The 25,476-nt window shown below is 61.6% G+C and carries 25 protein-coding genes and 1 tRNA gene; 6 read left to right on the top strand and 20 right to left on the bottom strand.

Annotation, left to right across the window (positions count from 1 at the left end):
* Positions 1-11 precede the first annotated feature (11 nt).
* From nuoN to E2K99_RS08915, 19 genes are all read right to left on the bottom strand, one after another.
* On the bottom strand, positions 12-1,520 hold the full coding sequence (gene nuoN / locus E2K99_RS09005) for an NADH-quinone oxidoreductase subunit NuoN (protein ID WP_121039205.1): 1,509 nt from the start codon (positions 1,518-1,520) through the stop codon (positions 12-14).
* Positions 1,521-1,675: 155 nt separating this feature from the next.
* Positions 1,676-3,166 (bottom strand): NADH-quinone oxidoreductase subunit M, encoded by a 1,491-nt coding sequence (locus E2K99_RS09000; RefSeq protein WP_039786695.1) that lies wholly within the window; start codon positions 3,164-3,166, stop codon positions 1,676-1,678.
* A gap of 22 nt (positions 3,167-3,188) precedes the next feature.
* A complete protein-coding gene (gene nuoL, locus E2K99_RS08995) occupies positions 3,189-5,279 on the bottom strand; it encodes an NADH-quinone oxidoreductase subunit L (RefSeq protein WP_034337678.1) in 2,091 nt (696 codons plus the stop codon).
* Between the two features lie 114 nt (positions 5,280-5,393).
* Positions 5,394-5,702, bottom strand: a complete 309-nt coding sequence (nuoK, locus tag E2K99_RS08990) for an NADH-quinone oxidoreductase subunit NuoK (protein WP_013233782.1) — start codon at positions 5,700-5,702, stop codon at positions 5,394-5,396.
* Between the two features lie 18 nt (positions 5,703-5,720).
* Positions 5,721-6,383, bottom strand: a complete 663-nt coding sequence (locus E2K99_RS08985; RefSeq protein WP_134222006.1) for an NADH-quinone oxidoreductase subunit J — start codon at positions 6,381-6,383, stop codon at positions 5,721-5,723.
* A 144-nt stretch (positions 6,384-6,527) separates the two neighbouring features.
* Positions 6,528-7,016, bottom strand: a complete 489-nt coding sequence (nuoI, locus tag E2K99_RS08980; RefSeq protein WP_039786702.1) for an NADH-quinone oxidoreductase subunit NuoI — start codon at positions 7,014-7,016, stop codon at positions 6,528-6,530.
* A 21-nt stretch (positions 7,017-7,037) separates the two neighbouring features.
* Positions 7,038-8,108 (bottom strand): NADH-quinone oxidoreductase subunit NuoH, encoded by a 1,071-nt coding sequence (nuoH, locus tag E2K99_RS08975; RefSeq protein ID WP_121039202.1) that lies wholly within the window; start codon positions 8,106-8,108, stop codon positions 7,038-7,040.
* 2 nt (positions 8,109-8,110) lie between these two features.
* Entirely contained in the window at positions 8,111-10,438 is a 2,328-nt protein-coding gene (gene nuoG, locus E2K99_RS08970) for an NADH-quinone oxidoreductase subunit NuoG (RefSeq protein ID WP_039786705.1), read from the bottom strand.
* A gap of 82 nt (positions 10,439-10,520) precedes the next feature.
* Positions 10,521-11,816 carry an NADH-quinone oxidoreductase subunit NuoF gene (gene nuoF, locus E2K99_RS08965; RefSeq protein WP_008327658.1) on the bottom strand — a complete coding sequence of 432 codons (1,296 nt, stop codon included), beginning with the start codon at positions 11,814-11,816 and terminating at the stop codon, positions 10,521-10,523.
* Entirely contained in the window at positions 11,813-12,304 is a 492-nt protein-coding gene (nuoE, locus tag E2K99_RS08960; protein ID WP_006712943.1) for an NADH-quinone oxidoreductase subunit NuoE, read from the bottom strand. The genes nuoF and nuoE overlap by 4 nt, the downstream gene beginning before the upstream one ends.
* An 88-nt stretch (positions 12,305-12,392) precedes the next feature.
* Positions 12,393-13,646 (bottom strand): NADH-quinone oxidoreductase subunit D, encoded by a 1,254-nt coding sequence (locus E2K99_RS08955; protein ID WP_034330584.1) that lies wholly within the window; start codon positions 13,644-13,646, stop codon positions 12,393-12,395.
* On the bottom strand, positions 13,646-14,242 hold the full coding sequence (locus E2K99_RS08950; RefSeq protein WP_034330585.1) for an NADH-quinone oxidoreductase subunit C: 597 nt from the start codon (positions 14,240-14,242) through the stop codon (positions 13,646-13,648). Before E2K99_RS08950 ends, E2K99_RS08955 begins: the two co-directional genes overlap by 1 nt.
* A gap of 9 nt (positions 14,243-14,251) precedes the next feature.
* Positions 14,252-14,728 carry a NuoB/complex I 20 kDa subunit family protein gene (locus tag E2K99_RS08945; protein ID WP_006712940.1) on the bottom strand — a complete coding sequence of 159 codons (477 nt, stop codon included), beginning with the start codon at positions 14,726-14,728 and terminating at the stop codon, positions 14,252-14,254.
* A 3-nt stretch (positions 14,729-14,731) separates the two neighbouring features.
* Positions 14,732-15,091: an NADH-quinone oxidoreductase subunit A gene (locus tag E2K99_RS08940; protein WP_006712939.1), complete on the bottom strand. Its 360-nt coding sequence runs from the start codon at positions 15,089-15,091 to the stop codon at positions 14,732-14,734.
* A gap of 119 nt (positions 15,092-15,210) precedes the next feature.
* Positions 15,211-15,295 (bottom strand) — tRNA-Leu (locus tag E2K99_RS08935).
* 109 nt (positions 15,296-15,404) lie between these two features.
* On the bottom strand, positions 15,405-15,779 hold the full coding sequence (gene secG / locus E2K99_RS08930; RefSeq protein ID WP_084320059.1) for a preprotein translocase subunit SecG: 375 nt from the start codon (positions 15,777-15,779) through the stop codon (positions 15,405-15,407).
* An 88-nt stretch (positions 15,780-15,867) separates the two neighbouring features.
* Positions 15,868-16,617, bottom strand: coding sequence for a triose-phosphate isomerase (gene tpiA / locus E2K99_RS08925; RefSeq protein ID WP_134222005.1), 750 nt, complete (start codon positions 16,615-16,617; stop codon positions 15,868-15,870).
* Positions 16,618-16,728: 111 nt separating this feature from the next.
* Positions 16,729-17,706, bottom strand: a complete 978-nt coding sequence (locus tag E2K99_RS08920; RefSeq protein WP_039786714.1) for an NAD(P)H-quinone oxidoreductase — start codon at positions 17,704-17,706, stop codon at positions 16,729-16,731.
* A 36-nt stretch (positions 17,707-17,742) separates the two neighbouring features.
* A complete protein-coding gene (locus tag E2K99_RS08915; RefSeq protein WP_084320063.1) occupies positions 17,743-18,315 on the bottom strand; it encodes a winged helix DNA-binding protein in 573 nt (190 codons plus the stop codon).
* A gap of 196 nt (positions 18,316-18,511) precedes the next feature.
* Here E2K99_RS08915 and pxpB point away from each other — a divergent pair, with 196 nt between their 5' ends.
* From pxpB to E2K99_RS08885, 6 genes are all read left to right on the top strand, one after another.
* The gene (gene pxpB / locus E2K99_RS08910) at positions 18,512-19,165 is read left to right on the top strand and encodes a 5-oxoprolinase subunit PxpB (protein WP_134222004.1); all 654 of its coding nucleotides are present in this window, start codon (positions 18,512-18,514) and stop codon (positions 19,163-19,165) included.
* The gene (locus tag E2K99_RS08905; protein WP_134222003.1) at positions 19,162-20,196 is read left to right on the top strand and encodes a 5-oxoprolinase subunit C family protein; all 1,035 of its coding nucleotides are present in this window, start codon (positions 19,162-19,164) and stop codon (positions 20,194-20,196) included. The genes pxpB and E2K99_RS08905 overlap by 4 nt, the downstream gene beginning before the upstream one ends.
* 9 nt (positions 20,197-20,205) lie before the next feature.
* Complete coding sequence (pxpA, locus tag E2K99_RS08900; protein WP_134222002.1) at positions 20,206-20,946, top strand: 5-oxoprolinase subunit PxpA; 741 nt, start codon at positions 20,206-20,208, stop codon at positions 20,944-20,946.
* A gap of 260 nt (positions 20,947-21,206) precedes the next feature.
* Positions 21,207-21,932 carry a DUF969 domain-containing protein gene (locus E2K99_RS08895; protein ID WP_013233768.1) on the top strand — a complete coding sequence of 242 codons (726 nt, stop codon included), beginning with the start codon at positions 21,207-21,209 and terminating at the stop codon, positions 21,930-21,932.
* Complete coding sequence (locus tag E2K99_RS08890) at positions 21,929-22,915, top strand: DUF979 domain-containing protein (protein WP_134222001.1); 987 nt, start codon at positions 21,929-21,931, stop codon at positions 22,913-22,915. Before E2K99_RS08895 ends, E2K99_RS08890 begins: the two co-directional genes overlap by 4 nt.
* 73 nt (positions 22,916-22,988) lie before the next feature.
* Complete coding sequence (locus E2K99_RS08885; RefSeq protein WP_134222000.1) at positions 22,989-23,993, top strand: DUF2891 domain-containing protein; 1,005 nt, start codon at positions 22,989-22,991, stop codon at positions 23,991-23,993.
* Positions 23,994-24,075: 82 nt separating this feature from the next.
* On the opposite strand, the gene E2K99_RS08880 is transcribed toward E2K99_RS08885, so the two are convergent.
* Positions 24,076-25,368 carry an NAD(P)/FAD-dependent oxidoreductase gene (locus E2K99_RS08880; protein WP_034334539.1) on the bottom strand — a complete coding sequence of 431 codons (1,293 nt, stop codon included), beginning with the start codon at positions 25,366-25,368 and terminating at the stop codon, positions 24,076-24,078.
* Between the last annotated feature and the right edge of the window lie 108 nt (positions 25,369-25,476).

Below are 25,476 nucleotides of genomic sequence, written 5' to 3'. Positions count from 1 at the left end.
TCCCTGTTTCCTTACGCCACGACCTTGCTGAGGAAGGTCGCCAGGGTGCTGACGATGGCGTTGGTGCAGGCATCCATCAGGTGACCCGGCCACAGGCCGATGGCGAGGGCGGCGATACCGTTCAAGCTCAGCACGACACGCATTTCAGGCGTGGCGACGATCTTGCTGGTGTCGGTGGGCTCGTCGAAATACATCACCTTGACCACGCGGATGTAGTAGAAGGCACCGATCAGCGAGAAGACCACGGCCAGCACCGGCAGCCAGATCTGGCCAGTGGCCATGGCGGCCTGCAGCACCGACAGCTTGGCGTAGAAGCCCACCAGCGGCGGGATACCGGCCAGCGAGAACATCATGATCATCATCACGGCGGCGAACCACGGGCTGCGCTGGTTCAGACCCTTGAAGTCGTCCAGGGTGTCGGCTTCGAAGCCCGAGCGCGACAGCAGGATGATGACGCCGAAGGAACCCAGGGTAGTGATCACATAGGTCACCGCGTAGAACAGCGAAGAGCTGTAGGCGTTGACGGCCGAGAACAGGTTGCCGTCGACCACGCCCGACAGCATGCCCAAGAGCATGAAGCCCATGTGCGAGATGGTCGAGTAGGCCAGCATGCGCTTGATGTTGGTCTGTGCGATGGCGGTGACGTTGCCCAGGATGATGGACAGCACGGCCAGCACCATCAGCATCTGCTGCCAGTCCACGGCCAGCGGCAGCATGCCTTCGACCAGCAGACGGAAGGTGATGGCGAAGGTCGCCAGCTTAGGTGCGGCACCCAGCAGCAAGGTCACCGGGGTGGGCGAACCTTGGTAGACGTCAGGCACCCACATGTGGAAGGGCACGGCACCCAGCTTGAAGGCCAGGCCAGCCACCACGAACACGATGCCGAACACCAGCGGGGTGCGGTCAACGGTACCGGAGACGATGGCGCGGAAGACTTCGTTCAGCTCCAGTGCACCGCCGGTCGCACCGTACAGCATCGACATGCCGTACAGCAGGAAGCCGGAGGCCAGTGCGCCCAGGATGAAGTACTTCATGCCGGCTTCGGTCGAAGCGGCGTGGTCACGGCGCAGGGCCACCAGGGCGTACAGCGACAGCGACATCAATTCCAGGCCCAGGTAGATGGACAGGAAGCTGTTGCCGGAGATCATGACCATCTGGCCCAGCAGCGCGAACAGCGCCAGGGCGTAGTATTCGCCGCCCAGCGGACCACCGGTGATGCCGCGAGCAGTGTTGTACTGGCGCGAGTAGATGAGCGTGACGCCCACACCCAGGTAGGTGAACAGCTTCAACAGGTTGGCCAGCGGATCGGACACGAACATGTTGTTGAACGTGTAGACCGTAGCGCCCGTGTTGAGGTCGGCAAAGGTCAGTACCGCACACACCACCAGCGCCGCCAGGGACAGCAGATAGGTAATGACGCGCTTGCTTTCCGGCAGGAACATATCGATCAGCAGGATCGCGGAAGTCGCGATCAGCAGAAATATTTCCGGATAGACAGGGATCAGATTCATGTTATTCATTTAGTTACTACCGCTTGTGTACGCCCGCTTGTGTCGCGACCTTGATCGCGCCGCCCGACCGGCAATGCCACACCGGCTCGTCTCGTTACTCGTTGTTGCCCAGCTTGGTTGTCGGCGGGACGCTAGCGCCCCGCCCTTCACTTCTTCTGCGCAGATCAGTTGATCTTGGAGACCGCCACGTGCTTCAGCAGGTCGGTCACCGAGGTCTGGATGCTGTCGGTGATGATGCCCGGATAGATACCCATGACCAGGGTAGCGATCGCCAGCAGGCCCAGGATGAAGAACTCGCGGCCATTCACATCCACCAGTTCAGCCACGTGATGGTTGGTCACGGCACCGAAGATCACGCGCTTGGCCAGCCACAGCGAGTATGCCGCGCCCAGAATCAGGGCGGTAGCAGCCAGCAGGCCAATCCAGAAGTTGAACTTCACTGCACCCAGGATCACCATGAATTCGCCGACGAAACCGGAAGTGGCCGGCAGGCCGCAGTTGGCCAGCGAGAACAGGATGAAGAAGAAGGCGAAGCGCGGCATCTTGTTGACCACACCGCCGTACTGCGAAATCTCACGGGTATGCATCTGGTCATACAGCACGCCGATACACATGAACATCGCGCCGGAGACGAAACCGTGCGAGATCATCTGCACGATACCGCCCTGCACTGCCATGTCGTTGAACATGAAGAAGCCCAGGGTGACGAAGCCCATGTGGGCGATCGACGAGTAGGCAACCAGTTTCTTCATATCCTGCTGGACCAGGGCCACCAGACCGATGTAGATCACGGCCACCAGTGACAGGAAGATCATGAAGCCCGACAGCGCATGGCTGGCGTCCGGCAGGATCGGCAGCGAGAAGCGCAGGAAACCGTAGGCACCCAGCTTCAGCATGATCGCAGCCAGCACGATGGAGCCACCGGTCGGTGCCTGCACGTGGGCGTCAGGCAGCCAGGTGTGCACCGGCCACATCGGCACCTTCACCGCGAAAGCGGCCAGGAAGGCGAAGAACAGGATCTTCTGTTCCATCATCGACAGCGGCACCTGGTGCCAGGTCGGGATCTCGAAGCTGCCGCCCGACACGTAGTACAGGTAGATCAGGGCGATGAGCATCAGCAGCGAACCCAGCAGCGTGTACAGGAACAGCTTGAAGGCTGCATACACGCGGTTGTCGCCGCCCCAGACACCCACGATGATGAACATCGGGATCAGGGTCGCTTCGAAGAAGGCGTAGAACAGCATCGCATCCAGCGAGGAGAACACGCCGATCATGATGCCGGAGAGGATCAGGAAGGCACCCATGTACTGGGCCACGCGCTTCTGGATCACCACCCAGCCGGCCAGCACCACGATGACCGTGATGAAGGCGGTCAGCGGCACGAACCACAGCGAGATGCCGTCCAGCCCGAGGAAGTAGCTGATGCTGAAGCGGTCGATCCAGGGCGTCTTTTCGACGAACTGGTAACCGTGCGCCAGCGGATCGAAGTGCTGGATCAGCGGGAAAGTAACGACCAGGCCGACCAGCGACCCGAACAGCGCCAGCCAGCGGGTCAGGCCCGGATTGCTGTCGCGGCCCAGTGCCAGGACGAGGATGCCGAAGACGATCGGTACCCAGATCGCGAGGCTCAAGATGGGAAATGTTGACTGCATCATGGTTGTTATTTACTCGGACAGCTTATTTGGCGAACGGGAACGGCATGAACCACACCAGGAAACCCAGCACCCCGATGATCATCACGAACGCATAGTGATAGATGTAACCGGACTGCCAGAGACGCGTGAATTTCGAGAACCAGCCGACGACCTTGGCGCTGCCGTTGACGAACAGGCCGTCGATGATGCCACGGTCGCCCACGGTGGACAGCCCGCTGCCCAGCAGGCGGGCACCGCCGGCGAAGACGACTTCGTTGAACTTGTCCATGTAGTACTTGTTGTCCAGGATGGTGTAAATGATGCTGAACTTTTCCTTGAACCAGGCCGGCACGCGCGGGTTGATCATGTAGCAGTAGTACGCCACGACCACACCGGCAATGGCCAGCCACAGCGGCGCGCTGGTGAAGGCGTGCAGCACCATGGCCACCGGGCCGTGGTATTCGTGGGCCAGTTCTTCCATGACCTTGTGATTTTCACCGAAGAAGATCACGCCCTTGAAGAAGTCGCCATACAGCATCGGCGAGATCGCGAAGAAACCGACGATGACCGAGGGAATGGCCAGCAGGATCAGCGGCAGGGTCACCACCAGCGGCGACTCGTGCGGCTTCTGACCCGGGGCCAGGCCGTGATGATGCTCATCGTGGCCGTGATCGTCGTGGGCATCGTGCGCATGGTCGTCATGCACGCCGTGGGCCGCAGCCGGAGCGTGGTGATCGTCATGGCCGTGCGCCTGGCCGAAGCGTTCCTTGCCATGGAAGACCATGAAATACATGCGGAAGGAGTAGAAGGCCGTCACGAAGACGCTGGCCAGCACGGCGAAATACGCGAAGCCGGAACCGGCCAGGTGCGACTCGGCCGCGGCTTCGATGATCGAATCCTTGGAGTAGAAGCCCGAGAAGAACGGGGTGCCGATCAGCGCCAGCGAGCCCAGCAGGGAAGTGATCCAGGTGATGGGCATGTACTTGCGCAGGCCGCCCATGTTGCGCATGTCCTGGTCGTGGTGCATGCCGATGATGACCGAACCGGCACCCAGGAACAGCAGTGCCTTGAAGAAGGCGTGGGTCATCAGGTGGAACACGGCCACCGAGTAGGCCGACGCACCCAGCGCGACGGTCATGTAACCCAGCTGCGACAGCGTGGAGTAAGCCACCACGCGCTTGATGTCGTTCTGCATGGTGCCCAGGAAGCCCATGAACAGCGCCGTGATGGCACCGATCACCAGGATGAAGGACAGCGCGGTGTCGGACAGTTCGAAGAGCGGCGACATGCGGGTCACCATGAAGATACCGGCCGTCACCATGGTGGCGGCGTGGATCAGCGCGGAAATCGGGGTCGGGCCTTCCATCGAGTCCGGCAGCCAGACGTGCAGCGGGAACTGGGCCGACTTGCCCATGGCACCCACGAACAAGCAGATACATGCCACGGTCAGCAGCATCCAGTCGGTACCCGGCAGGGTCAGCTGGGCCAGCTCGGCGCGCTTGTCGAAGACTTCGGTGTAGTTCATCGAACCGGCGTAGGCCAGCAGCAGGCCGATACCCAGGATAAAGCCGAAGTCACCCACGCGGTTGACCAGGAAGGCCTTCATGTTGGCCTTGATGGCGGTCGGGCGGGTGTACCAGAAACCGATCAGCAGGTAGGACACCAGGCCCACCGCTTCCCAGCCGAAGAACAGCTGCAGGAAGTTGTTGCTCATAACCAGCATGAGCATGGAGAAGGTGAACAGCGAGATGTAGGAGAAGAAGCGGTTGTAGCCTTCATCTTCGGCCATGTAGCCGATGGTGTAGATGTGCACCATCAGGGACACGAAGGTCACCACGCACATCATCATCGCGGTCAGGCTGTCGACCATGAAGCCGATCTCCAGCTTGAGGCCGGCCACCGTCATCCAGTTGTACAGCGTACCGTTGTAGGTCGCGCCGTCCAGCACTGCGAGCAGGGTCTGGATGGAGATGATGGCGGCGATCAGCACGCCCAGGATGGTCGCGGTATGCGACACCTTGCGGCCAACCACGTTGCCGAAGAATTTGGTACCCAGCAGACCGGCGATGGCCGAGCCTGCCAGCGGCGCCAGGGGTACAGCAAGAAGAAGATGTGGGTTAAGTTGCCCAGCCATGATGAACCTTATCGCTTATTGGCTGCCCCGCCCGCAGCGCTGCTGCAAGGGGGCCTCCCATCTTTAAATGAAATTCAAACCAGAACGCAAAAACAGGACGCTGCGGATGCCGACTCAGCCCTTGAGGCTGTCGAGGTCTTCCACGTTGATGGTATCCAGGTTACGGAACAGCACCACCAGAATCGCCAGACCGATGGCGGACTCAGCCGCAGCCACGGTCAGGATGAAGAACACGAAGATCTGTCCGCCCGCGTCACCAAGGTAATGCGAGAAAGCAATGAAGTTCATGTTGACCGCAAGCAGCATCAGCTCGATGGCCATCAGCAGGACGATGACGTTCTTGCGGTTCAGGAAAATGCCGACGATCGAGATCGCGAACAGGATCGCGCCGATGATCAGGTAGTGGGAGAGCGTGATTGCCATGATTCTTGTGCGCCCTTCTTAAGGTTGTTGACCGGCGGCCGGCTTGTCGGCCGCTGCAGCGGCAGCGTCGGCTGCGGGTGCATTGCGGGTGGATTCGGCCTTCATGCTGACCAGGCGCACGCGGTCCGATGCCTTGACCTTGACGGCCTGGGCCGGATCGAAGTACTTGCTGTCCTTGCGCTTGCGCAGGGTCAGTGCCACGGCGGCGACGATGGCCACCAGCAGGATCACGGCCGCCACTTCAAAGGCGTAGACGTATTCGGTGAAGATCAGCTTGCCCAGCGGCTTGGTCTGGCCCAGCGTGTCGGAGACGGCCGGCACCTGCGATTCGTAGACCCAGAAGCTGTTGAGCAGCACGGCTGCCATTTCCAGCACGATGATCACGCCGATGGTGGCCGCCAGCGGGAAGTAGCCCCAGAAGCCTTCGCGCAGCTTGTCCATGTTGATATCGAGCATCATCACCACGAACAGGAACAGCACCATCACCGCGCCGACATAGACCAGCACCAGCACGATGGCCAGGAACTCGGCCTTGAGCAGCATCCAGAGGCCCGCTGCCGAGAAGAAGGACAGCACCAGGAAGAGCGCCGCATGCACCGGGTTGCGGGCCGTGATGACGCGAACGGCGGCGATTACCACCAGCACCGCGAACACGTAGAACAAGACAGTTTTAAATTCCATAATCAACCAGAAGTTGGTTCATTCAATCAGCACGGGGACCGCACAGCAGGCCACCCCATCGCAATACATCCGACACCTTGCCGCAAGCCCTGCACCACCCTGCCCGGCTGCCCCGTATTTCGCAGGGCCACCCGGCAGCACCGATCAACGGTAGGCGGCGTCAGCCGCACGTGCAGCGGCGATTTCGTTTTCGTAACGGTCGCCCACTGCCAGCAGCATTTCCTTGGTGTAGTACAGGTCGCCCCGCTTTTCACCGTGGTATTCCAGGATGTGCGTTTCGACGATCGAGTCGACCGGGCAGGACTCTTCGCAGAAACCGCAGAAGATGCACTTGGTCAGGTCGATGTCGTAGCGGCTGGTGCGACGGGTTCCGTCGTCACGCTGCTCGGATTCGATGGTGATGGCCATCGCCGGGCAGACCGCTTCGCACAGCTTGCAAGCGATGCAGCGTTCTTCACCGTTGGGATAACGGCGCAGCGCGTGCAGGCCGCGGAAACGCGGGGACATCGGCGTCTTTTCCTCGGGGAACTGCACGGTGATCTTGCGCTTGAACAGGTAGCGACCGGTCAGGGCCAGGCCCTTGAACAGTTCGCGGAGCATCAGGCTGCCGAAAAAATCCTTAATAGCTTCCATTTTTAGCCTCAGCCTTCCAACTTATTTCCAGATATTCCAGGGCGACTGGATCCAGATCGCCACGACCACCAGCCAGACCAGGGTCAGCGGGATGAACACTTTCCAGCCCAGACGCATGATCTGGTCATAGCGGTAGCGCGGGAACGATGCGCGGATCCACACGTACAGCGACAGGAAGAAGAAGGTCTTCAAGCCCAGCCAGATCCAGCCCGGGATGAAGTCCAGCGCGGACACCGGAGCCGACCAGCCGCCGAAGAACAGCAGTGCGGTCAGGATCGAGATCAGGATCATCGCGGCGTATTCGGCCAGGAAGAACATGGCGAAGGACATGCCCGAGTATTCGATCATGTGACCGGCCACGATTTCGGATTCACCTTCCACCACATCGAACGGGTGGCGGTTGGTCTCGGCCACGCCGGAGACGAAGTAGATCACGAAGATCGGCAGCAGCGGCAGCCAGTTCCAGGACAGGAAGTTCAGGCCCATGCCGGCGAACTGCCCCTTGGTCTGGGCCAGCACGATGTCGGTCATGTTCAGGCTGCCGGTGACCATCAGCACCACCACCAGGCAGAAGCCCATCGAGATTTCGTAGGACACCATCTGTGCCGAAGCGCGCATTGCACCCAGGAAGGCGTACTTCGAGTTCGAGGCCCAGCCGGCGATGATGATGCCGTAGACTTCCATCGAGGTAATGGCCATCAGATACAGCAGGCCGGCGTTGACGTTGGCCAGCACGTGTTCCGGCGAGAACGGCACCACCGCCCAGGCGGCCAGCGCCGGCATGATGGTCATCACCGGCGCCAGGTAGAACAGCGCCTTGTTGGCCTTGGACGGGGTCGAGATTTCCTTGAAGATCAGCTTGACGGCGTCAGCGATGGGCTGCAGCAGACCAGCAGGACCCACACGGTTCGGGCCCAGACGCACGTGCATCCAGCCGATCAGCTTGCGCTCCCAGTAGGTCATGTAGGCCACGCACACCAGCAGCGGCACCATCACCACCAGGATCTTGACCAGAGTCCACACCAGCGTGAACAGGGTCGGACCCAGCAGCGCCGGTCCCACATTGTTGATTTGGGCGATCAGATGATCCATTTTTACGCTTTCTCCACGACGATTGCGCCAAACATGCCGCCCAGTGCAGCGGTGGAGGCGTGCGCAGCAGCGACGCGAACCACGTTTTCCGGCAGTTTCTTATCGATGGCGGCGGTCAGCGCAGCGCTGCCCGAGCCTTGCTTGACGTTGACCTTGTCGCCTTCAGCCACACCCAGCTTGGCGGCCAGGGTAGCCGACAGCCATGCCTTCGGAGCCTGGCCGTCGCGGGTTTCCAAGAGCGGCGGCGAACGGCGTGCGATGGCGTCGGCGAAGTAGATGGGCACATCGGCCACGCGCTCGACACCACCGGCGGCGGCTTGCACAGCCTGCGCTTGTACGCTGGCAATGTTGTTCAGGCGCGCCGACAGGTCGGTTTCTTTGCCCAGCAGCTCGTCGCGGATGGATTCGGCGGTTTCGTAATCGAAGTTTTCCAGTTCCAGCAGGTTGCCCAGCACGCGCAGGACCTTCCAGCCCGGACGCGCATCGCCGGCCGGCTTGACAGTACCGTTGAAGCTTTGCGCACGGCCTTCGGCATTGACGAAGGTACCGGCGGTTTCGGTGAAGGGTGCGATCGGCAGCAGCACGTCGGCGTAGTCAGCACCGTGCTGGTAGGCCGACATCACCACAACCATCTCGGCCTGGCCCAGGGCGGCACGGGCCGCTTGCGGGTCGTAGCTGTCCAGTTCCGGCTCGGCGTTCAGCAGCAGGTAAGCCTTGCGCGGCTGTGCGAACACGGCAGCAGCGTTGGCACCCTTGCCCGGAGTCGGCACGGCGTTGGCCAGGTAGCCGCCCACGGCGTTGCCGCCATCGGTCAGCACGCCCAGCTTGGCACCGGTCTGTTCGGCGATCCACTGTGCAGCAGCATGCAGTTGCGCAGCTTGCGGATGCTGGACGGCCGCATTGCCCAGGAAGACGCCACGGCCTTCGCCCGACAGCAGGCTGGCGGCGGTCGCCTTGGCAGCGTCCGATGCCACCACGCCAGCGTAGGCGGCGGGGGCAGCCACACCCTTGGCTTCAGCCACGGCCACGGCCACTTCGGCCAGGGCAGACAGCCATGCCGAGGGAGCGGCGATGATCTTGTTGGCGATCGGCATCAGCAGATCGTCGTCGGTAGCGTGCAGCACGCTGACCTTGGCACCGCTCTTGGCGGACTGGCGCAGGCGGGCAGACAGCAGCGGATGATCCTTGCGCAGGAAGGAACCGATCACGAACACGCGGTTCAGCTGCGAGAACTCGACGATGGACATGCCAAGCCACGGCTTGATCTGGCCATCCAGGCCGAAGTCGGACTGGCGCAGGCGGAAGTCGACGTTGTCCGAACCGACACCGCGCACCAGCTTCTGCAGCAGGCTCAGTTCTTCCAGCGTGGAGTACGGGGTACCCAGCGCGGCGATCGAGTCCGCACCATGTTCGTGACGGATGTTGCGCAGGCCGTGGGCGACGTATTCCAGCGCAGTCTGCCAGTCAACTTCCTGCCACTTGCCGTCCTGCTTCAACATCGGCTTGGTCAGGCGTTGATCGCTGTCCAGCGCTTCGTAAGCGAAACGGTCCTTGTCAGAGATCCAGCACTCGTTGACTTCTTCATTTTCGAAGGGCAGCACGCGCATGACCTTGCCATTCTTGACCTGGACGATCAGGTTGGCACCGACGCTGTCGTGCGGGCTCACCGACTTGCGGCGCGACAGTTCCCAGGTACGGGCGCTGTAGCGGAACGGCTTGGAGGTCAGCGCACCGACCGGGCACAGGTCGATCATGTTGCCCGACAGTTCGGAGTCCACGGTCTTGCCGACGAAGGTGGTGATCTCGGAATGTTCACCGCGGCCCAGCATGCCCAGCTCCATCACGCCGGCCACTTCCTGGCCGAAGCGCACGCAGCGGGTGCAGTGAATGCAGCGGTTCATTTCCTTCATGGAGATCAGCGGACCGACGTCCTTGGGCTCCACGACACGCTTTTCTTCCTGGTAGCGCGAGGAGGAACCGCCGTAACCGACGGCCAGATCCTGCAGCTGGCACTCACCGCCCTGGTCGCAGATGGGGCAATCCAGCGGGTGGTTGATCAGGAGGAATTCCATCACGCCCTTCTGGGCCTTGACGGCCTTGTCGCTGGCGGTGCGCACGATCATGCCGTTGTTGACCGGCGTGGCGCAGGCAGGCAGCGGCTTCGGGGCCTTTTCAACCTCGACCAGGCACATGCGGCAGTTGGCCGCGATGGACAGTTTCTTGTGATAGCAGAAGTGAGGGATGTACGTGCCGATCTTGTTGGCAGCGTCCATGACCATGCTGCCTTCTTGCACTTCAACCTTCTTGCCGTCTATTTCGATTTCAACCATGGCTGTTTGCCCAAGCTAAATATTCTTTGCCAACGATACCGACGGAAGGCTTATCGCATCCCGCCAGCATCCCCTGCCCTGTTCAGATGTAAGCCGGAACCAGGCAGTGTTTGTGCTCGATGTGGTATTCGAACTCTTCGCGGAAATTCTTCACGAACGCGCGTACCGGCATCGCCGCTGCATCACCGAGCGCACAGATGGTGCGGCCCTGGATGTTGTCGGCTACCGAGTTCAGTACGTCCAAATCTTCCATCTTGCCGTGACCGTTTTCGATACGCTCCACCATGCGGTACATCCAGCCGGTGCCTTCGCGGCACGGTGTGCACTGGCCGCAGGATTCTTCATAGTAGAAGTAGGACAGGCGCAGCAGCGACTTGACCATGCAACGCGTCTCGTCCATCACGATCACCGCGCCCGAACCCAGCATCGAGCCGGCCTTGGCGATGGCATCGTAGTCCATGGTGGTGTCCATCATGACGTCGCCACGGATCACCGGTGCGGACGAACCACCCGGGATGACGGCCTTGATCTTCTTGCCGCCGCGCATGCCACCGGCCAGTTCCAGCAGGGTGGAGAACGGCGTGCCCAGCGGGATCTCGTAGTTGCCCGGACGCTCGACGTCGCCCGAGATCGAGAAGATCTTGGTGCCGCCGTTGTTGGGCTTGCCCATCTCGGCGTAGGCCTGCGGGCCCACCTTGAAGATGAAAGGCACCGCCGCAAAGGTCTCGGTGTTGTTGATGGTGGTCGGCTTGCCGTACAGGCCGAAGCTGGCCGGGAACGGCGGCTTGAAGCGCGGCTGGCCCTTCTTGCCTTCCAGCGACTCCAGCAGTGCGGTCTCTTCGCCGCAGATGTAGGCGCCATAACCGTGGTGCGCGTGCAGCTGGAAGCTGAAACCGGTACCGAGGATGTTGTCACCCAGGAAGCCGGCCGCACGGGCTTCTTCCAGGGCTTCTTCGAAACGCTCGTACTCGGCGAAGATTTCACCGTGGATGTAGTTGTAGCCGACCGTGATGCCCATCGCGTAGCCGCCGATGATCATGCCTTCGATCAGCGCGTGCGGATTGTAACGAATGATGTCACGGTCCTTGAAAGTGCCCGGCTCACCTTCATCTGTATTGCAGACGAGGTATTTCTGGCCCGGGAACTGGCGCGGCATGAAGCTCCACTTCAGGCCGGTCGGGAAACCCGCACCACCGCGGCCACGCAGGCCCGAGGCCTTGAGGTCGGCGATGACTTGTTCCGGAGTGATCTTCTCGTTGAGGATGCGCTTGAGCGAATCGTAGCCGCCGCGCTTGACGTAATCCTCGAGATGCCAGTTCTCGCCGTTCAGGTCGGCGAGGATCAGCGGTTTGATGTGGCGGTCGTGCAGGCAGGTCATTTCTTCAGTTCCTCCAGCAGCGCGTCGATCTTTTCGTTGGACATCCAGCTGCACATTTGATGGTTGTTGACCAGCATGACCGGTGCGTCGCCGCAAGCGCCCATGCATTCGCCTTCCATCAGCGTGAACTGGCCGTCGGCCGTGGTTTCGCGATAATCGATGCCCAGCTTGTGCTTCAGGTGATGGGCAGCACGCTCGCCACCCGACAGCAGACACGGCAGGTTGGTGCACACGGTGATCTTGTGCTTGCCCACCGGGCTGGTGTTGAACATGTTGTAGAAGGTCGCGACTTCCTGCACGGCCACGGCGGGCATGCCGATGTAGTCGGCAATTTCCTGCTGCAGCTCGGCCGGCAGCCAGCCATGTTCCACCTGGGCGATGCGCAGCGCGGACATGACCGCAGACTGGCGCTGGTCCGCCGGGTATTTCGCGAGTTCGCGATCGATTTTCTTAAGGGCTTCTTGACTTAACAGCATATCGTTGGCCATCCATGCGCATCAGTGCTGCGCGGTTATTGGATATTCCCCAAACCTGACGGGCTTCCTGAGAAGCCCGCCTTGACTCTTACACTTCGACTTATCGGTCGATTTCCCCGAACACGATGTCTTGCGTACCAATGATGGTGACCGCATCGGCAATCATGTGGCCCTTGGCCATTTCGTTCAGGGCTTGCAGGTGGGCAAAGCCCGGGGCACGGATCTTCAGGCGGTACGGCTTGTTGGCACCGTCGGAGACCAGATAGATACCGAATTCACCCTTGGGATGCTCGACGGCAGCATACGCTTCGCCGGCAGGCACACGGAAGCCTTCGGTGAACAGCTTGAAGTGGTGGATCAGGTCTTCCATGTTGGACTTCATGTCCGCACGTTTGGGAGGCGCGATCTTGTGGTTGTCGGTAATGACCGGACCCGGATTGTTGCGCAGCCACTCCACACATTGCTTGATGATGCGGTTGGACTGGCGCATTTCGGCCACACGCACCAGGTAACGGTCGTAGCAGTCACCGTTCTTGCCGATGGGGATATCGAAGTCCAGCAGGTCATACACCTCATACGGCTGCTTCTTGCGCAGGTCCCAGGCGATGCCCGAGCCACGCAGCATCGGACCGGTGAAGCCCATCTGCAATGCACGTTCCGGCGAGACCACGCCGACGCCGACCAGACGCTGCTTCCAGATACGGTTGTCGGTCAGCAGGGTTTCGTATTCGTCGACATAGGTCGGGAAACGATTGGTGAAGTCTTCGATGAAGTCCAGCAGCGAACCCTGACGGTTTTCGTTCAGTTCGCGGATGGCCTTCTCGTTGCGCACGATGGAAGCCTTGTACTGCGGCATGCTGTCCGGCAGGTCGCGGTAGACGCCGCCCGGACGGTAGTAGGCCGCGTGCATGCGGGCGCCGGAGACGGCTTCGTAGCAGTCGAACAGGTCTTCACGCTCGCGGAAGGCATACAGCAGCACGCCCATTGCGCCCACGTCCAGCGCGTGTGCGCCGATCCACATCAGGTGGTTCAGCAGGCGGGTGATTTCGTCGAACATCACGCGGATGTACTGCGCGCGCAGCGGCACTTCCAGACCCAGCAGGCGCTCGATGGCCAGCACGTAACCGTGCTCGTTGCTCATCATCGAGACGTAGTCCAGGCGATCCATGTAAGGCACGGATTGCAGGAAGGTCTTCTGTTCGGCGAGCTTTTCGGTACCACGGTGCAGCAGGCCGATGTGGGGGTCGGCGCGCTGAATGACTTCACCATCCAGCTCCAGCACCAGACGCAACACGCCGTGCGCGGCCGGGTGCTGGGGACCGAAGTTCAGCGTATAGTTTTTGATCTCTGCCATTATTTGATCCCGTAGTTTTCTTCACGAATGATGCGCGGGGTGATTTCGCGCGGCTCGATCGTTACGGGTTGATAGATGACGCGTTTCTGTTCGGCGTCGTAACGCATTTCGACATAGCCGGACACCGGGAAGTCCTTGCGGAACGGGTGGCCAATGAAGCCATAGTCGGTCAGGATGCGGCGCAGGTCGGGGTGGCCATCGAAGAGGATGCCGTAGAAGTCGAAGGCTTCACGCTCGTACCAGCCAGCCGAATTCCAGATCGGATCGACCGAGGCCACGATGGGCAGATCGTCATCCGGCGCGAACACGCGCACACGCACACGCCAGTTGTGCGAGATCGACATCAGGTGCGACACGACGGCAAAGCGCGGACCGTCCCAGGCACCATCGCCATAGGTCGAATAATCCACGCCGCACAGGTCCAGCAATTGTTCGAAACGGGTGTCGGCATGGTCGCGCAGCACGCGCATGGCCGACAGGTAGTCAGCGGCCTTGACCACCACGGTGACTTCACCGAGGGCCACGGTCAGGTTCTGAAGATACCCTCCAAGCGCATTACGCAGGGCGGCTTCGAGAGTTTCCAATTTTGTCGTCATACTGCCCTCTTAGCGCGCGATGGTGTTGGTGCGCTTGATCTTGTTCTGCAGCTGGATCACGCCATACAGCAGCGCTTCCGCCGTCGGCGGGCAACCCGGCACATACACGTCGACCGGCACGATGCGATCGCAGCCACGCACCACCGAATACGAATAGTGGTAATAGCCGCCACCATTGGCACAGGAGCCCATGGAGATCACCCAGCGCGGTTCCGGCATCTGGTCATAGACCTTGCGCAGCGCCGGCGCCATCTTGTTGCACAGGGTGCCGGCCACGATCATCAGGTCGGACTGGCGCGGCGACGGACGGAACACCGCACCGAAGCGGTCCAGGTCGTAACGCGACGCACCGACGTGCATCATTTCAACTGCGCAGCACGCCAGACCGAAGGTCATGGGCCACAGGGATCCGGTACGGGTCCAGTTGATTACCTTATCCAGCGAGGTGGTAACAAACCCCTCATTCAATACGCCTTCAATAGACATGGCTTACTCCCAATCCAGGGCACCCTTTTTCCAGATGTACCAAAATCCGACAACAAATTCAGCGATGAAGACCATCATCGTGACGAAACCTTGCCAGCCCAGCTCACGCATGGACACGCCCCAAGGGAAGAAGAAGGCGGTTTCCAGATCAAACAGGATGAACAGGATGGCGATCAGGTAGTAGCGCACATCGAACTTCATGCGCGCATCTTCGAATGCCTCGAAACCGCATTCGTAAGGAGAAGTTTTTTGAGCGTCCGGCTTGTGCGGACCAAGAAGACGACCGAGGAGCTGGGGAGCGACACCGACACCGATGCCGACAAGAATAAACAGGAGGACTGGGAAGTAATTTTCGAGGTTCACGATTGGCCGCTATGCGTTGGTTTATCGATGGGAATGATTCTCAATATCAATCAGAAACTTCCTCGACAAAAAGCCAGCTCAGGCACTAGGACCTTCGCTGGCTTTTCATTTCATTTCTATGGTGCCGACGACGAGACTCGAACTCGTACAGCTTTCGCCACTACCCCCTCAAGATAGCGTGTCTACCAATTTCACCACGTCGGCTTGAAGCAGCTATTGTACCTTCATTTGTTACTCTTGTTCAATGCACAATCAGCGAAAAAGAAAGATTCTTCCTACTTTATTCTTCGATTATTTCAGTATCCGCAAAGGCTTATTTCGGAATCTGGTTCGACTGGTCGCCCGGCTTCGCAGCTTCGGTCGGCGCAGCAGGTGCAGCCGGTGCAGCTTGCTGTGCAGGAACGGCCGGCGCCTGCAGATTATCCATCACGCTGCCGCTTTGTGCAGTGTGATGATTGCCGATGAAGGTCAAACCCAGGGTTGCCACGAAGAAGATGCCGGCAGCCACCGCGGTCGACTTCGACAGGAAGTTCGATGAGCCGGTCGCACCGAAAAGACTGCCCGACGCGCCGGAGCCAAAGGCCGCACCCATGTCAGCGCCCTTGCCGTGCTGCAGCAACACCAGACCGATGATCGCCAGCGCTGCCAGCACTTGAACTACAACCACTACCAAAAACAAAGTATTCATTTAAACAAGTCCACTCTTGATGTTTCAATCGCCTGCTGCATCTGCGTCAAAGTATCGCTTCCGCAACTGACAAACCCCTTACTTCACTTCAGGCCGCCGCCTTGATGATGACCAGAAAATCTGCCGCCTTCAATGCCGCGCCGCCAATCAGGCCGCCATCGATGTCGGCCATGGCCAGCAATTGCTCGGCGTTGTCCGGCTTCATGCTGCCGCCGTACAGGACGCGCACCTTGGCCGCCGCTTCCGCACTCTTGGCGCCGAGACGCGCACGCAGCATCGCATGCACTTCCTGGGCCATTTCCGGCGTGGCGGTCTTGCCGGTGCCAATCGCCCAGACCGGCTCGTAGGCCACCACGATGCGGGCCGCTTCTTCCACGCTCAGCGCCGCGAGTACGACGTCGAGCTGGCCACCCACGATTTCGTTGGTCTGGCCGGCTTCGCGCTGTTCCAGCGTTTCGCCCACGCAGACCACCGGCACCAGGCCAGCCTTCAATGCTGCTACCGTCTTGGCCGCCACCGCTGCGTCGGTCTCACCATGATAGGCGCGACGCTCGGAGTGACCCAGAATGACATATTGCACACCAAATTCCTGCAGCATCGCCGCAGACACCTCGCCGGTGAAGGCACCGGAAGCATGCGCGGACATGTCCTGCGCACCCAGCGCCACGGCCGAACCGGCCACCGCGCCCTGCACTTGCGCCAGATAAGGCGCCGGCACACAGACAGCCACATCACATGCGTCAGCCGGCAGGCCTTCCTTGATACCAGCCACCAGGGCTGCATTGGCAGCCAGGCTGCCGTTCATTTTCCAGTTACCGGCTACGAGTTTGCGACGCATAGGCTGATTTCTACGAGATGGGTGTCAATTTGGATAACCTCGCATTGTAGCCGGTACAGGCGCTTGGCGCAAAGCCGGACTGTCTCGGCCGTGCGCCCTGCGCTCATCCGGTCACAGTTCCAGCATGATCTTGCCGATGTGGGCGCTCGATTCCATCATGGCGTGCGCCTGTGCCGCCTGCTCCAGCGGGAAGCGATGATGGATCACCGGCTTGATCTTGCCGGCCTCGATCAGCGGCCACACGTGCTGGCGCAAGTTCGCTGCAATGGCGGCCTTGAAGGCGATCGGGCGCGGACGCAGAGTCGAGCCGGTGATGGTCAAGCGGCGGCGCATGACCTGCCCCATGTCCAGCTCGCCCTTGCTGCCGCCCAGCTGGGCGATGAACACCAGGCGGCCATCATCGGCCAGGGACTTGATCTCGCGCGGCAGGTAGTCGCCGCCGACCATGTCCAGAATCACGTCCACACCCTTGCCGCCAGTCAATTCCTTGACCACGGCCTCGAAATCCTCGGTTTTGTAATTGATGGCGCGTTCTGCGCCCAATTCTTCACATGCACGGCACTTGTCAGCGCTGCCGGCCGTGGCAAACACGCGATGTCCCAGCGCACGGGCGATCTGGATGGCCGTCACGCCGATGCCGGAAGAACCACCCTGCACCAGCAAGGTTTCTTCACCTGACAGCTGGCCACGGTCGAAGACGTTGCTCCACACGGTGAAGTAATTTTCCGGCAGGGCCGCTGCCTCCAGCGCGCTCAATCCCTTGGGCACCGGCAGGCACTGGGCCAGCGGCGCCGCGCAGAACTCGGCATAGCCGCCGCCCTGTACCAGCGCACAGACCAGGTCGCCCAGCTTGAAACCGCTGTCGCCCAGGTCGCCGGCCACGATCTCCCCGGCCACTTCCAAGCCCGGCAGGTCCGAAGCACCCGGCGGTACCGGATAGTTGCCGGTGCGCTGGAATACGTCCGGGCGGTTCACGCCCGCCGCATGGACCTTGATGAGCACTTCACCTGCCTTCAACTCCGGCACGGGCCGCTCACAGGCCTGCAATACCTCGGGGCCGCCAAATTGTTTGATCTCGATTGCGCGCATGTGTCCTATCCTTCAATTCAATGGGGGGTGATGGGCTCAGAGCGAAGCCGCCGCCCGCGCTGCCGTGTCGTACAGCCCGGAAGCATTGCGCAGCAGCTGGGCTGCCTCGCCGATGGCCTGGTTGGGAATGCCGCTCTCGACCTGCACCTCGATCAGGCAGCGCTCGCGCACCTCGCGGTACTTCATGCACAGCGCCTGCCCGGCTGGAGTCGTCGAAAACAGCAGTTCCTTGCCCGCCTTCTCGCTCTTGACGTAGCCGGCCTTCACCAGCTTCTTCAAGGCATAGGTGACCACGTGGGTGTCCTCGACGTTCAATACGAAGCAGATATCGGCCAGCTTTTTCTTGCGGTCCCGGTGATTGACGTGATGCAGCAGCGAAACCTCGATGGCCGTCATGTCCTTGGCACCGGCGGCGGCCATGCAGCGCACCATCCAGCGGTTGAAGGCATTGCTGGCCATGATGAGGGCGTATTCCAGCTCGGAAAGCTCGGCACTCCGTTCGGACACCAGATGCTGCGACGACACGATCTTGGTCGGACGCGGTGCCGCAACGGCCTCGGGCAATTCAGTCTGGACGGGCTTGGACGTCTCGTTGTTCTCTTGGCTCATGGGAAGCGTGGGGCTCAGGACGACAGAATGGCAACACTATAGCGCAAAGGTTAAATAAATAATTTATCGACATATTGTTTATATTTTCTTTGAAATGTAATATCCGCAAAAAAGCAGGGCATCACCAGACGCACCTTGACCCCGGCAGCGGCACGGCCGGGTTCTCAACAAAAATCTCAGCCGAGGCGAGAGACACATGCAGCCACCCCAGCTCCACCCTTTGGGCGACCGCGCACTGCTCTGCAGTTTGCCGGCCCCTGCCACCCTGCCCCAGCAGCAACGCATCTGGGCACTGGCCACGCTGGCCAGTGAATGGGAAGAAGTCAGCGAAGTCGTGCCCGGCATGAACAACCTGACCCTGATCACCAAGCGCCCCGTGGCCGACCTCGACACCCTGACGCAACGCGTCCTGAAGAGCTGGCCCAAACTCGGCACAACAGCCAGCGAAGGCCGCACGGTCGAGATCCCGGTGGTCTACGGCGGCAGCGCCGGTCCTGACCTGGACAACGTGGCCCGTCACACCGGCCTGTCGACCAGGGAAGTGATCGAACGCCACAGCAGCGCCGAATACGTGGTGTATTTCCTCGGCTTCCTGCCCGGCTTCGCCTATATGGGCGGGCTCGATGCCAGCCTGGCCACGCCGCGCCACACCACGCCTCGGGTGAGCATCCCGGCCGGGTCGGTAGGCATCGGCGGCGAGCAGACCGGCATCTATCCGATGGCCTCCCCCGGCGGCTGGCAACTCATCGGCCGCACCGCCCTGCAACTGTTCGATCCTTCCCAGCAACCGCCGACGCTGCTGCGTCCCGGCGACCGTGTACGCTTTACCGTGGAGCGCGTGGCCTCATGATCGACATCATCCAACCCGGCATGCTGGCCTCGGTGCAGGACATGGGCCGCACCGGCCATCGCAGCCTCGGCATCCATCCCGGCGGCGCCCTCAATACGCTGGCCCTGGCCAGCGCCAACCTGCTGGTGGGCAATCCGGTCGACGCGGCCGGACTTGAAATCACCATGGGCGTGGCCGAGCTGCGCTTCACCCGCGACACCCGCATCGCCCTCGGTGGCGACGACATCGGCGCCACCCTCGATGGCAAACCCGTCGCCGCCTGCTGGAGCATTCCGGTGCGCGCCGGCAGCGTGCTCAAGCTGAGCCTGGCGGCCGCCGATTCCCCCGAGCAGGCCCCGCGCCACAGCATGCGGACTTATCTCGCTGTAGCGGGTGGCATCGATGTCCCTGTGGTGCTGGGCTCGCGCAGCACGGACCTGAAGGCCGGTTTCGGCGGCCATCAGGGACGCGCCCTCAAGCGTGGCGACAAGCTCCCCATCGGCGACGCCAGCGCGGCCTCTGCAGCGGTCCACGGCCCCGCCTTCGGCGTGCGTTCTCCTCGCTGGAGCGGCCTGGCCCTGCGTGCAGACGAACACAGCCAGCACGTCACCTTGCGCGTGCTGCCCGGCCCCGAATTCGATCAGTTCAGCAAGACTTCGCGTGAAGCGCTGTGGTCCGATACCTGGCGCGTCACGCCCAACAGCAACCGCATGGGCTATCGACTCGAAGGTCCTGAACTCAAGCGCAAGCAAGGCCGCGACATGCTCTCGCATGGCGTCGTGCCGGGCGTGATCCAGGTGCCACCGTCGGGCCAGCCCATCATCCTGATGGGCGATGCGCAGACCACCGGCGGCTATCCCAAGATCGGCGTGATCATTGGTGCCGACCTGTGGAAGCTGGCACAGGCCCCGCTGAACGCCACCCTGCGGCTGGAACCCTGCGCGCTGGCCGATGCCCTGGCCGCCGCCGAAGAACAGCAGCGCTATCTCGATTCCATCCGCGCCACGGTCGCTGCTCTGGACTGGTCGCGCGCCACGCTCTACAAGAAATAAGGGAACGCCATGCATATCGATCTGAATGCCGACCTCGGCGAAGGCTGCGACACCGATGAACAACTGCTGACCCTGGTCAGCTCCGCCAACATCGCCTGCGGCTGGCATGCCGGCGACGCCAGCACCATGCGCCGCAGCGTGCGCTGGGCGATCCAGAACCACGTGGCCATCGGCGCCCACCCCAGTTTCCCCGACCGTGAAAACTTCGGCCGCAGCGCCATGCAATTGCCGCCTGAAGAGATCGTCAGCGGCATGCTCTATCAACTCGGTGCGCTCGATGCCATCGTGCGCGCCGAAGGCGGCCGCATGACCCACGTCAAGCCGCACGGCGCGCTCTACAACCAGGCCGCCAAGGATGCCGTGCTGGCCAATGCCATCTGCGCCGCCATCCGCACCTTCAATCCGGAACTGAGCCTGTATGGCCTGGCCGGCAGCGAACTGATCGCCGCCGCCCGCCATGCCGACCTCAATGCGGTGGAAGAAGTGTTTGCCGATCGTGCCTATGAAGCCGATGGCAGCCTGGTCGCGCGCAGCAAGCCCGGCGCCATGATCGACAACGATGCCGACGCCATCGCCCAAACGCTGATGCTGGTCAAGCAGAAGAAGGTCAAGGCCATCGACGGCAGCCTGGTCGAGGTCAATGCACAAACCGTATGCCTGCACGGAGATGGCGCGCACGCTCTGGATTTCGCGCGCCAGATTCGGGCACGCCTGCACGCCGAGCAGATTGCCGTGCGCGCGGCGATATGAAGGATTTTTCCGGCGTCGTCGCAAGACGCAGGAAAGTAGGCACCCGCAGTTGAACACGGGGTGCTGCAAGCTGTAGTTCCGTTCCGAAAACAACAAGAAAAGCCGTCAGCCTGAGGCCCGCGAGGTCGCAGGAAAAGTCACGACCCTACTCTTTGCAGATTCCCGCAAAGCCAGTACGGGCGCGGCTTTCCGCGACATCGCTGGCACGGACCTTGCACCATGGCGGCAGGATTTTTCCTCATTCACATAGGGAGTTTTTCATGGAGAGTACGACACTGTTGCCACTGATCGGGATACCGATCGTCGTGGCCGGTTTTGCCTTGCGTTTCAACCCGCTGCTGGTGGTCACGGTCGCGGGTCTCACCACCGGCCTGTCGGTCGGCATGGACTTCGGCATGCTGCTGGAAACCTTCGGCGAGAAGTTCGTCAACAGCCGTTCGCTGGCGACCTTCCTGCTGATCCTGCCGATCATCGGCCTGCTGGAACATTACGGTCTGAAGGAACGCGCCCAGGCGTGGATCTCCAGCATCGCCAGCGCCACCTCGGCGCGCATCCTGATGCTCTACTTCATCCTGCGTGAAGGCACGGCCGCACTGGGCCTGATCTATCTCGGCGGCCAGGCGCAGACGGTACGTCCGCTGCTGGCACCGATGGCCGAAGGCGCAGCGGTCAACGCCTATGGCGAAGACCTGCCGCAACACATCCGCGACAAGATCAAGGCCCATGCCGCCGCCTGCGACAACATCGCGGTGTTCTTCGGCGAGGACATCTTCATCGCCTTCGGCGCGGTGCTGCTGATGGATGCCTTCCTGAAGGAAAACGGCATCACCAACATCGAGCCGCTGCACATCGGCCTGTGGGCCATCCCCACTGCCCTGTCGGCACTGGTGATCCACATGTTCCGCCTGACCCGTCTCGACGCTTCCATCCGCCGCGACGTCGATGCGTGGAAAGCTACCCAATCCGCTGCCAAGGTATCCGCATGAATACGCTCATCTCGATCAACCGCATCTACTACCTCATCGGCATCATCGTCATGATGCTGACCGTGATGACCCTGCGTGACAAGGGCAACCCCAAGCGCTTCACCACGGCCCTGTTCTGGTTCCTGTTCGGCGCCGTATTCCTGTTCGGCGACCTGCTGGTGGAAAGCCTGGGCAAGTCCATGGCTCACCGCATCATCGGCGGCACCGTCATCATCATCTCGCTCATCGCCGGAACCGGCATGCTCTCCATGGGCAGCTATGCGACCTCCACGCATGAGGATCGCGTGGCGTCGGCCAAACGGCTGGGCAACTGGCTGTTCTTCCCGGCGGTGCTGATCCCGGTCATCACGGTGGCCTGTACCGTCCTGCTCAAGGGCGTCTCGGTCGGTGGCCTGATGCTGCTGGACCAGAAGCAGCTGACCCTGGCCGCCCTGTGCGTGGCTTGCGTGTGTGCGCTCATCGCCGGTTGCGTGCTCACCCGTGGCACGCCGCTGCAAGCGGTACGCCAGTCGCGCCGCCTGGTGGACTCCATCGGTTGGGCCGCGATCCTGCCGCTGATGCTGGCCATGCTCGGTGGCGTTTTCGTCGCCGCCAAGACCGGCACCTCGGTGCAGCAGGTGGTGAGCCTGTTCGTCAATCCGGACAATCGCTTCCTGGTGGTGGTGATCTACTGCGTGGGCATGGCGTTGTTCACGATGGTGATGGGCAATGCCTTCGCCGCCTTCCCGGTGATGAGCGCGGGCATCGCGCTGCCCTTCCTGATCCTGGGGCATCACGCCGATCCGGCACCGCTGGTGGCCATCGGCATGTACTCCGGCTATTGCGGTACGCTCATGACGCCCATGGCCGCGAACTACAACATCGTGCCGGCCGCGCTGCTGGAACTGAAGAACAAGTACCAGGTCATCAAGGTGCAGATCCCGACTGCACTGACGCTGCTGACCGTGAACGTGTTCCTGATGTACTTCCTTGCCTTCCGCTGATCTGAACGGAAGGCCTGACCTGGCCGCATGCGCTGTTGCGGCCCGGTCGCCCCACTTGCTTCAAGGAGTCCCCATGCAACTCACTCTAGACCGGGCCGAACAATTTGCCCGCATGCCGCTGGCCTACCTGCGCCAGGAATATCCCAACCACATCATGCATCTGCTCAACGATGAGGGCGATGTGCTCTCCCCGCGCGCGATGCATCCGGTCTTCTACGGCTGCTATGACTGGCACTCGGCGGTGCATGGCTACTGGCTGCTGTTGCGCTGCCTGCGCCAGTATCCGTCGATGGCGGTCACTGACGAGATCACGGCGATCTTTGACGAGCATTTCACCCCTGAGCTCATGGAGCGCGAAACGGACTATTTCCGTGGGCCCAATCGCGCCCCCTTCGAACGCCCCTACGGCTTCGGCTGGTTGCTGGCACTGGACCAGGAACTGTTGATGTCGGCCCATCCCCGTGCGGCCGAATGGCATGCTGCGATGAAACCGCTGACCACCGAGATCAGGCGTCGCCTGTTCGACTATCTGTCGAAGCTGAGCTATCCGATTCGCGTCGGCACGCACTTCAACACAGCGTTTTCACTTGCCCTGGCGTTGGATTACGCGCGTCACGTCACTGATACCGAACTGGAAGCGCTGATTGTCGACTGGTCGAATCAACACTACGGCAAGGACACCGACTATCCGGCTCACTATGAACCGGGTGGTGACGAATTCATCTCTGGTGCGCTGACCGAGGCCTTGTTGATGAGCAAGGTGCTGTCATCCGATGCATTCACCGGATGGTTCGATCTGTATCTGCCCCGCATTGCCGAAGTCACCCAGATCACGCATCCCGCCTACGTCTCCGACCCGACCGATCCGAAGGTTGCGCATCTGGATGGCCTGAACCTCTCGCGCGCCTGGTGCATGAAGAACGTGCTGCGTCACCTGCCCGCCCATCACGCGGCACACAGTGCGATCGAAGCGGCGATCCAGCGCCACATCGCGGCCTCCATCGACCAGGTGGTCGGCAGCCACTACAGCGGTGGCCACTGGCTGGCCAGCTTTGCCATGCTGGCGCTGGAAGACTGATCCACACGCCGTCCTCCCGCAAAACAAAGCCCTCGCTCCCGATCACGGAAGCGAGGGCTTTTTGCTGGAATGCAGACCGAATCTACTCAGCCACTTCCTTGCGCAAGGGCGTCTGCTCGGTGTGCGTCGGCATGGTCGCCGAGATCACTCGTGCACTGCGCTTGAAGGTGAAATACGCCCAGGCCCAATCAGCCATCACCATGATGCGGTTGCGGAAGCCGATCAGGAAATACACGTGCACGAACAGCCAGAACAGCCAGGCCGGATACCCCGAGAACTTGAGCTTGCCGACCATGGCAATGGCAGCGCGGCGACCGATGGTGGCCAGCGATCCGTAGTCCTTGTAGACGAAGCTCTCGGCCGGCTGTCCGGCGATGTGATGCTTGATGTTGCGCGCGGCCACGCGGCCCATCTGCTTGGCCGCCGGTGACACGCCCGGCACCGGCTTGCCGTCCGACTGTGCGGCGGCCAGGTCACCGATCACAAACACTTCGTCATGGCCACCAATACAGAGCTGCGGCGTGACCGGTACACGACCAGCACGGTCCACCGGTACACCCAGCTTCTTGCCCAGCGGCGAGGCCGCTACACCTGCCGACCAGATCACGGTGCGCGTGGCCAGACTCTGCTCGCCATCGAAATTGGCATAGCGCACGCAGGTCTCGTCGATGTGCACCACGCGGCAGCCGGTGCGCACGTCCACACCCAGCTTCTGCAATTGTTCACGGGCTTTCTCGGAGAGGTCCTCAGGATAGGCCCCCAGTACGCGCTCCGAGCCTTCCACCAGCACCACGCGTGCCGAATGCGGATCGATATTGCGGAATTCGCCCGACAGCGTATGGCGCGCAATTTCCACCAGCGTACCGGCCATCTCCACGCCCGTGGCCCCGCCGCCGATGACGGTGAAGGTCAGCCATTCCTGGCGACGGCGCGCATCGGTCTCGCGCTCGGCATGTTCAAAGGCCATCAGGATGCGCTTGCGGATCTCGAAGGCATCCTCCAGCGTCTTCAGGCCCGGCGCCAGCGCGCTCCATTCATCGCGGCCGAAGTAGCTGTGCGTGGAGCCTGCGGCGACGATGAGGTAGTCATAGGACAGTTCGCTGCCGTCTTCCAGCGTGACGGACTTGCCGGCGGTATCGATCCCGGTCACCGCCGCCATCAGCGTGGTGAGGTTGCGCTGCTGCGCCAGGATGGCGCGGATCGGCGCGCTGATGGCCGGGGCCGACAGCCCGGCCGTGGCCACCTGGTACAGCAAGGGCTGGAACAGGTGGTGGTTGCTGCGATCGATCATGGTGATGCGCACATCGGCGTGGGCCAGTTCACGCGCAGCGGCCAGACCGCCGAAGCCGCAACCGATGATGATGACGTGGGGCATTGCCTTCCTTTCAAAAGTAACGTGTTGTTCTGTCCGCGCAGGCCGGTCAAATGAATCTGACCTGGCCGCACGGCTGTCCCCTACTCTCTATTCGGATCTGCGGATCTG

The organism is Herbaspirillum huttiense (assembly GCF_004367745.1).
GTDB classification, from domain to species: Bacteria; Pseudomonadota; Gammaproteobacteria; order Burkholderiales; family Burkholderiaceae_D; genus Herbaspirillum; species Herbaspirillum huttiense.
Note: the sequence above shows the minus strand (reverse complement) of the source record. Positions and strands in the feature narration are given on the sequence as shown.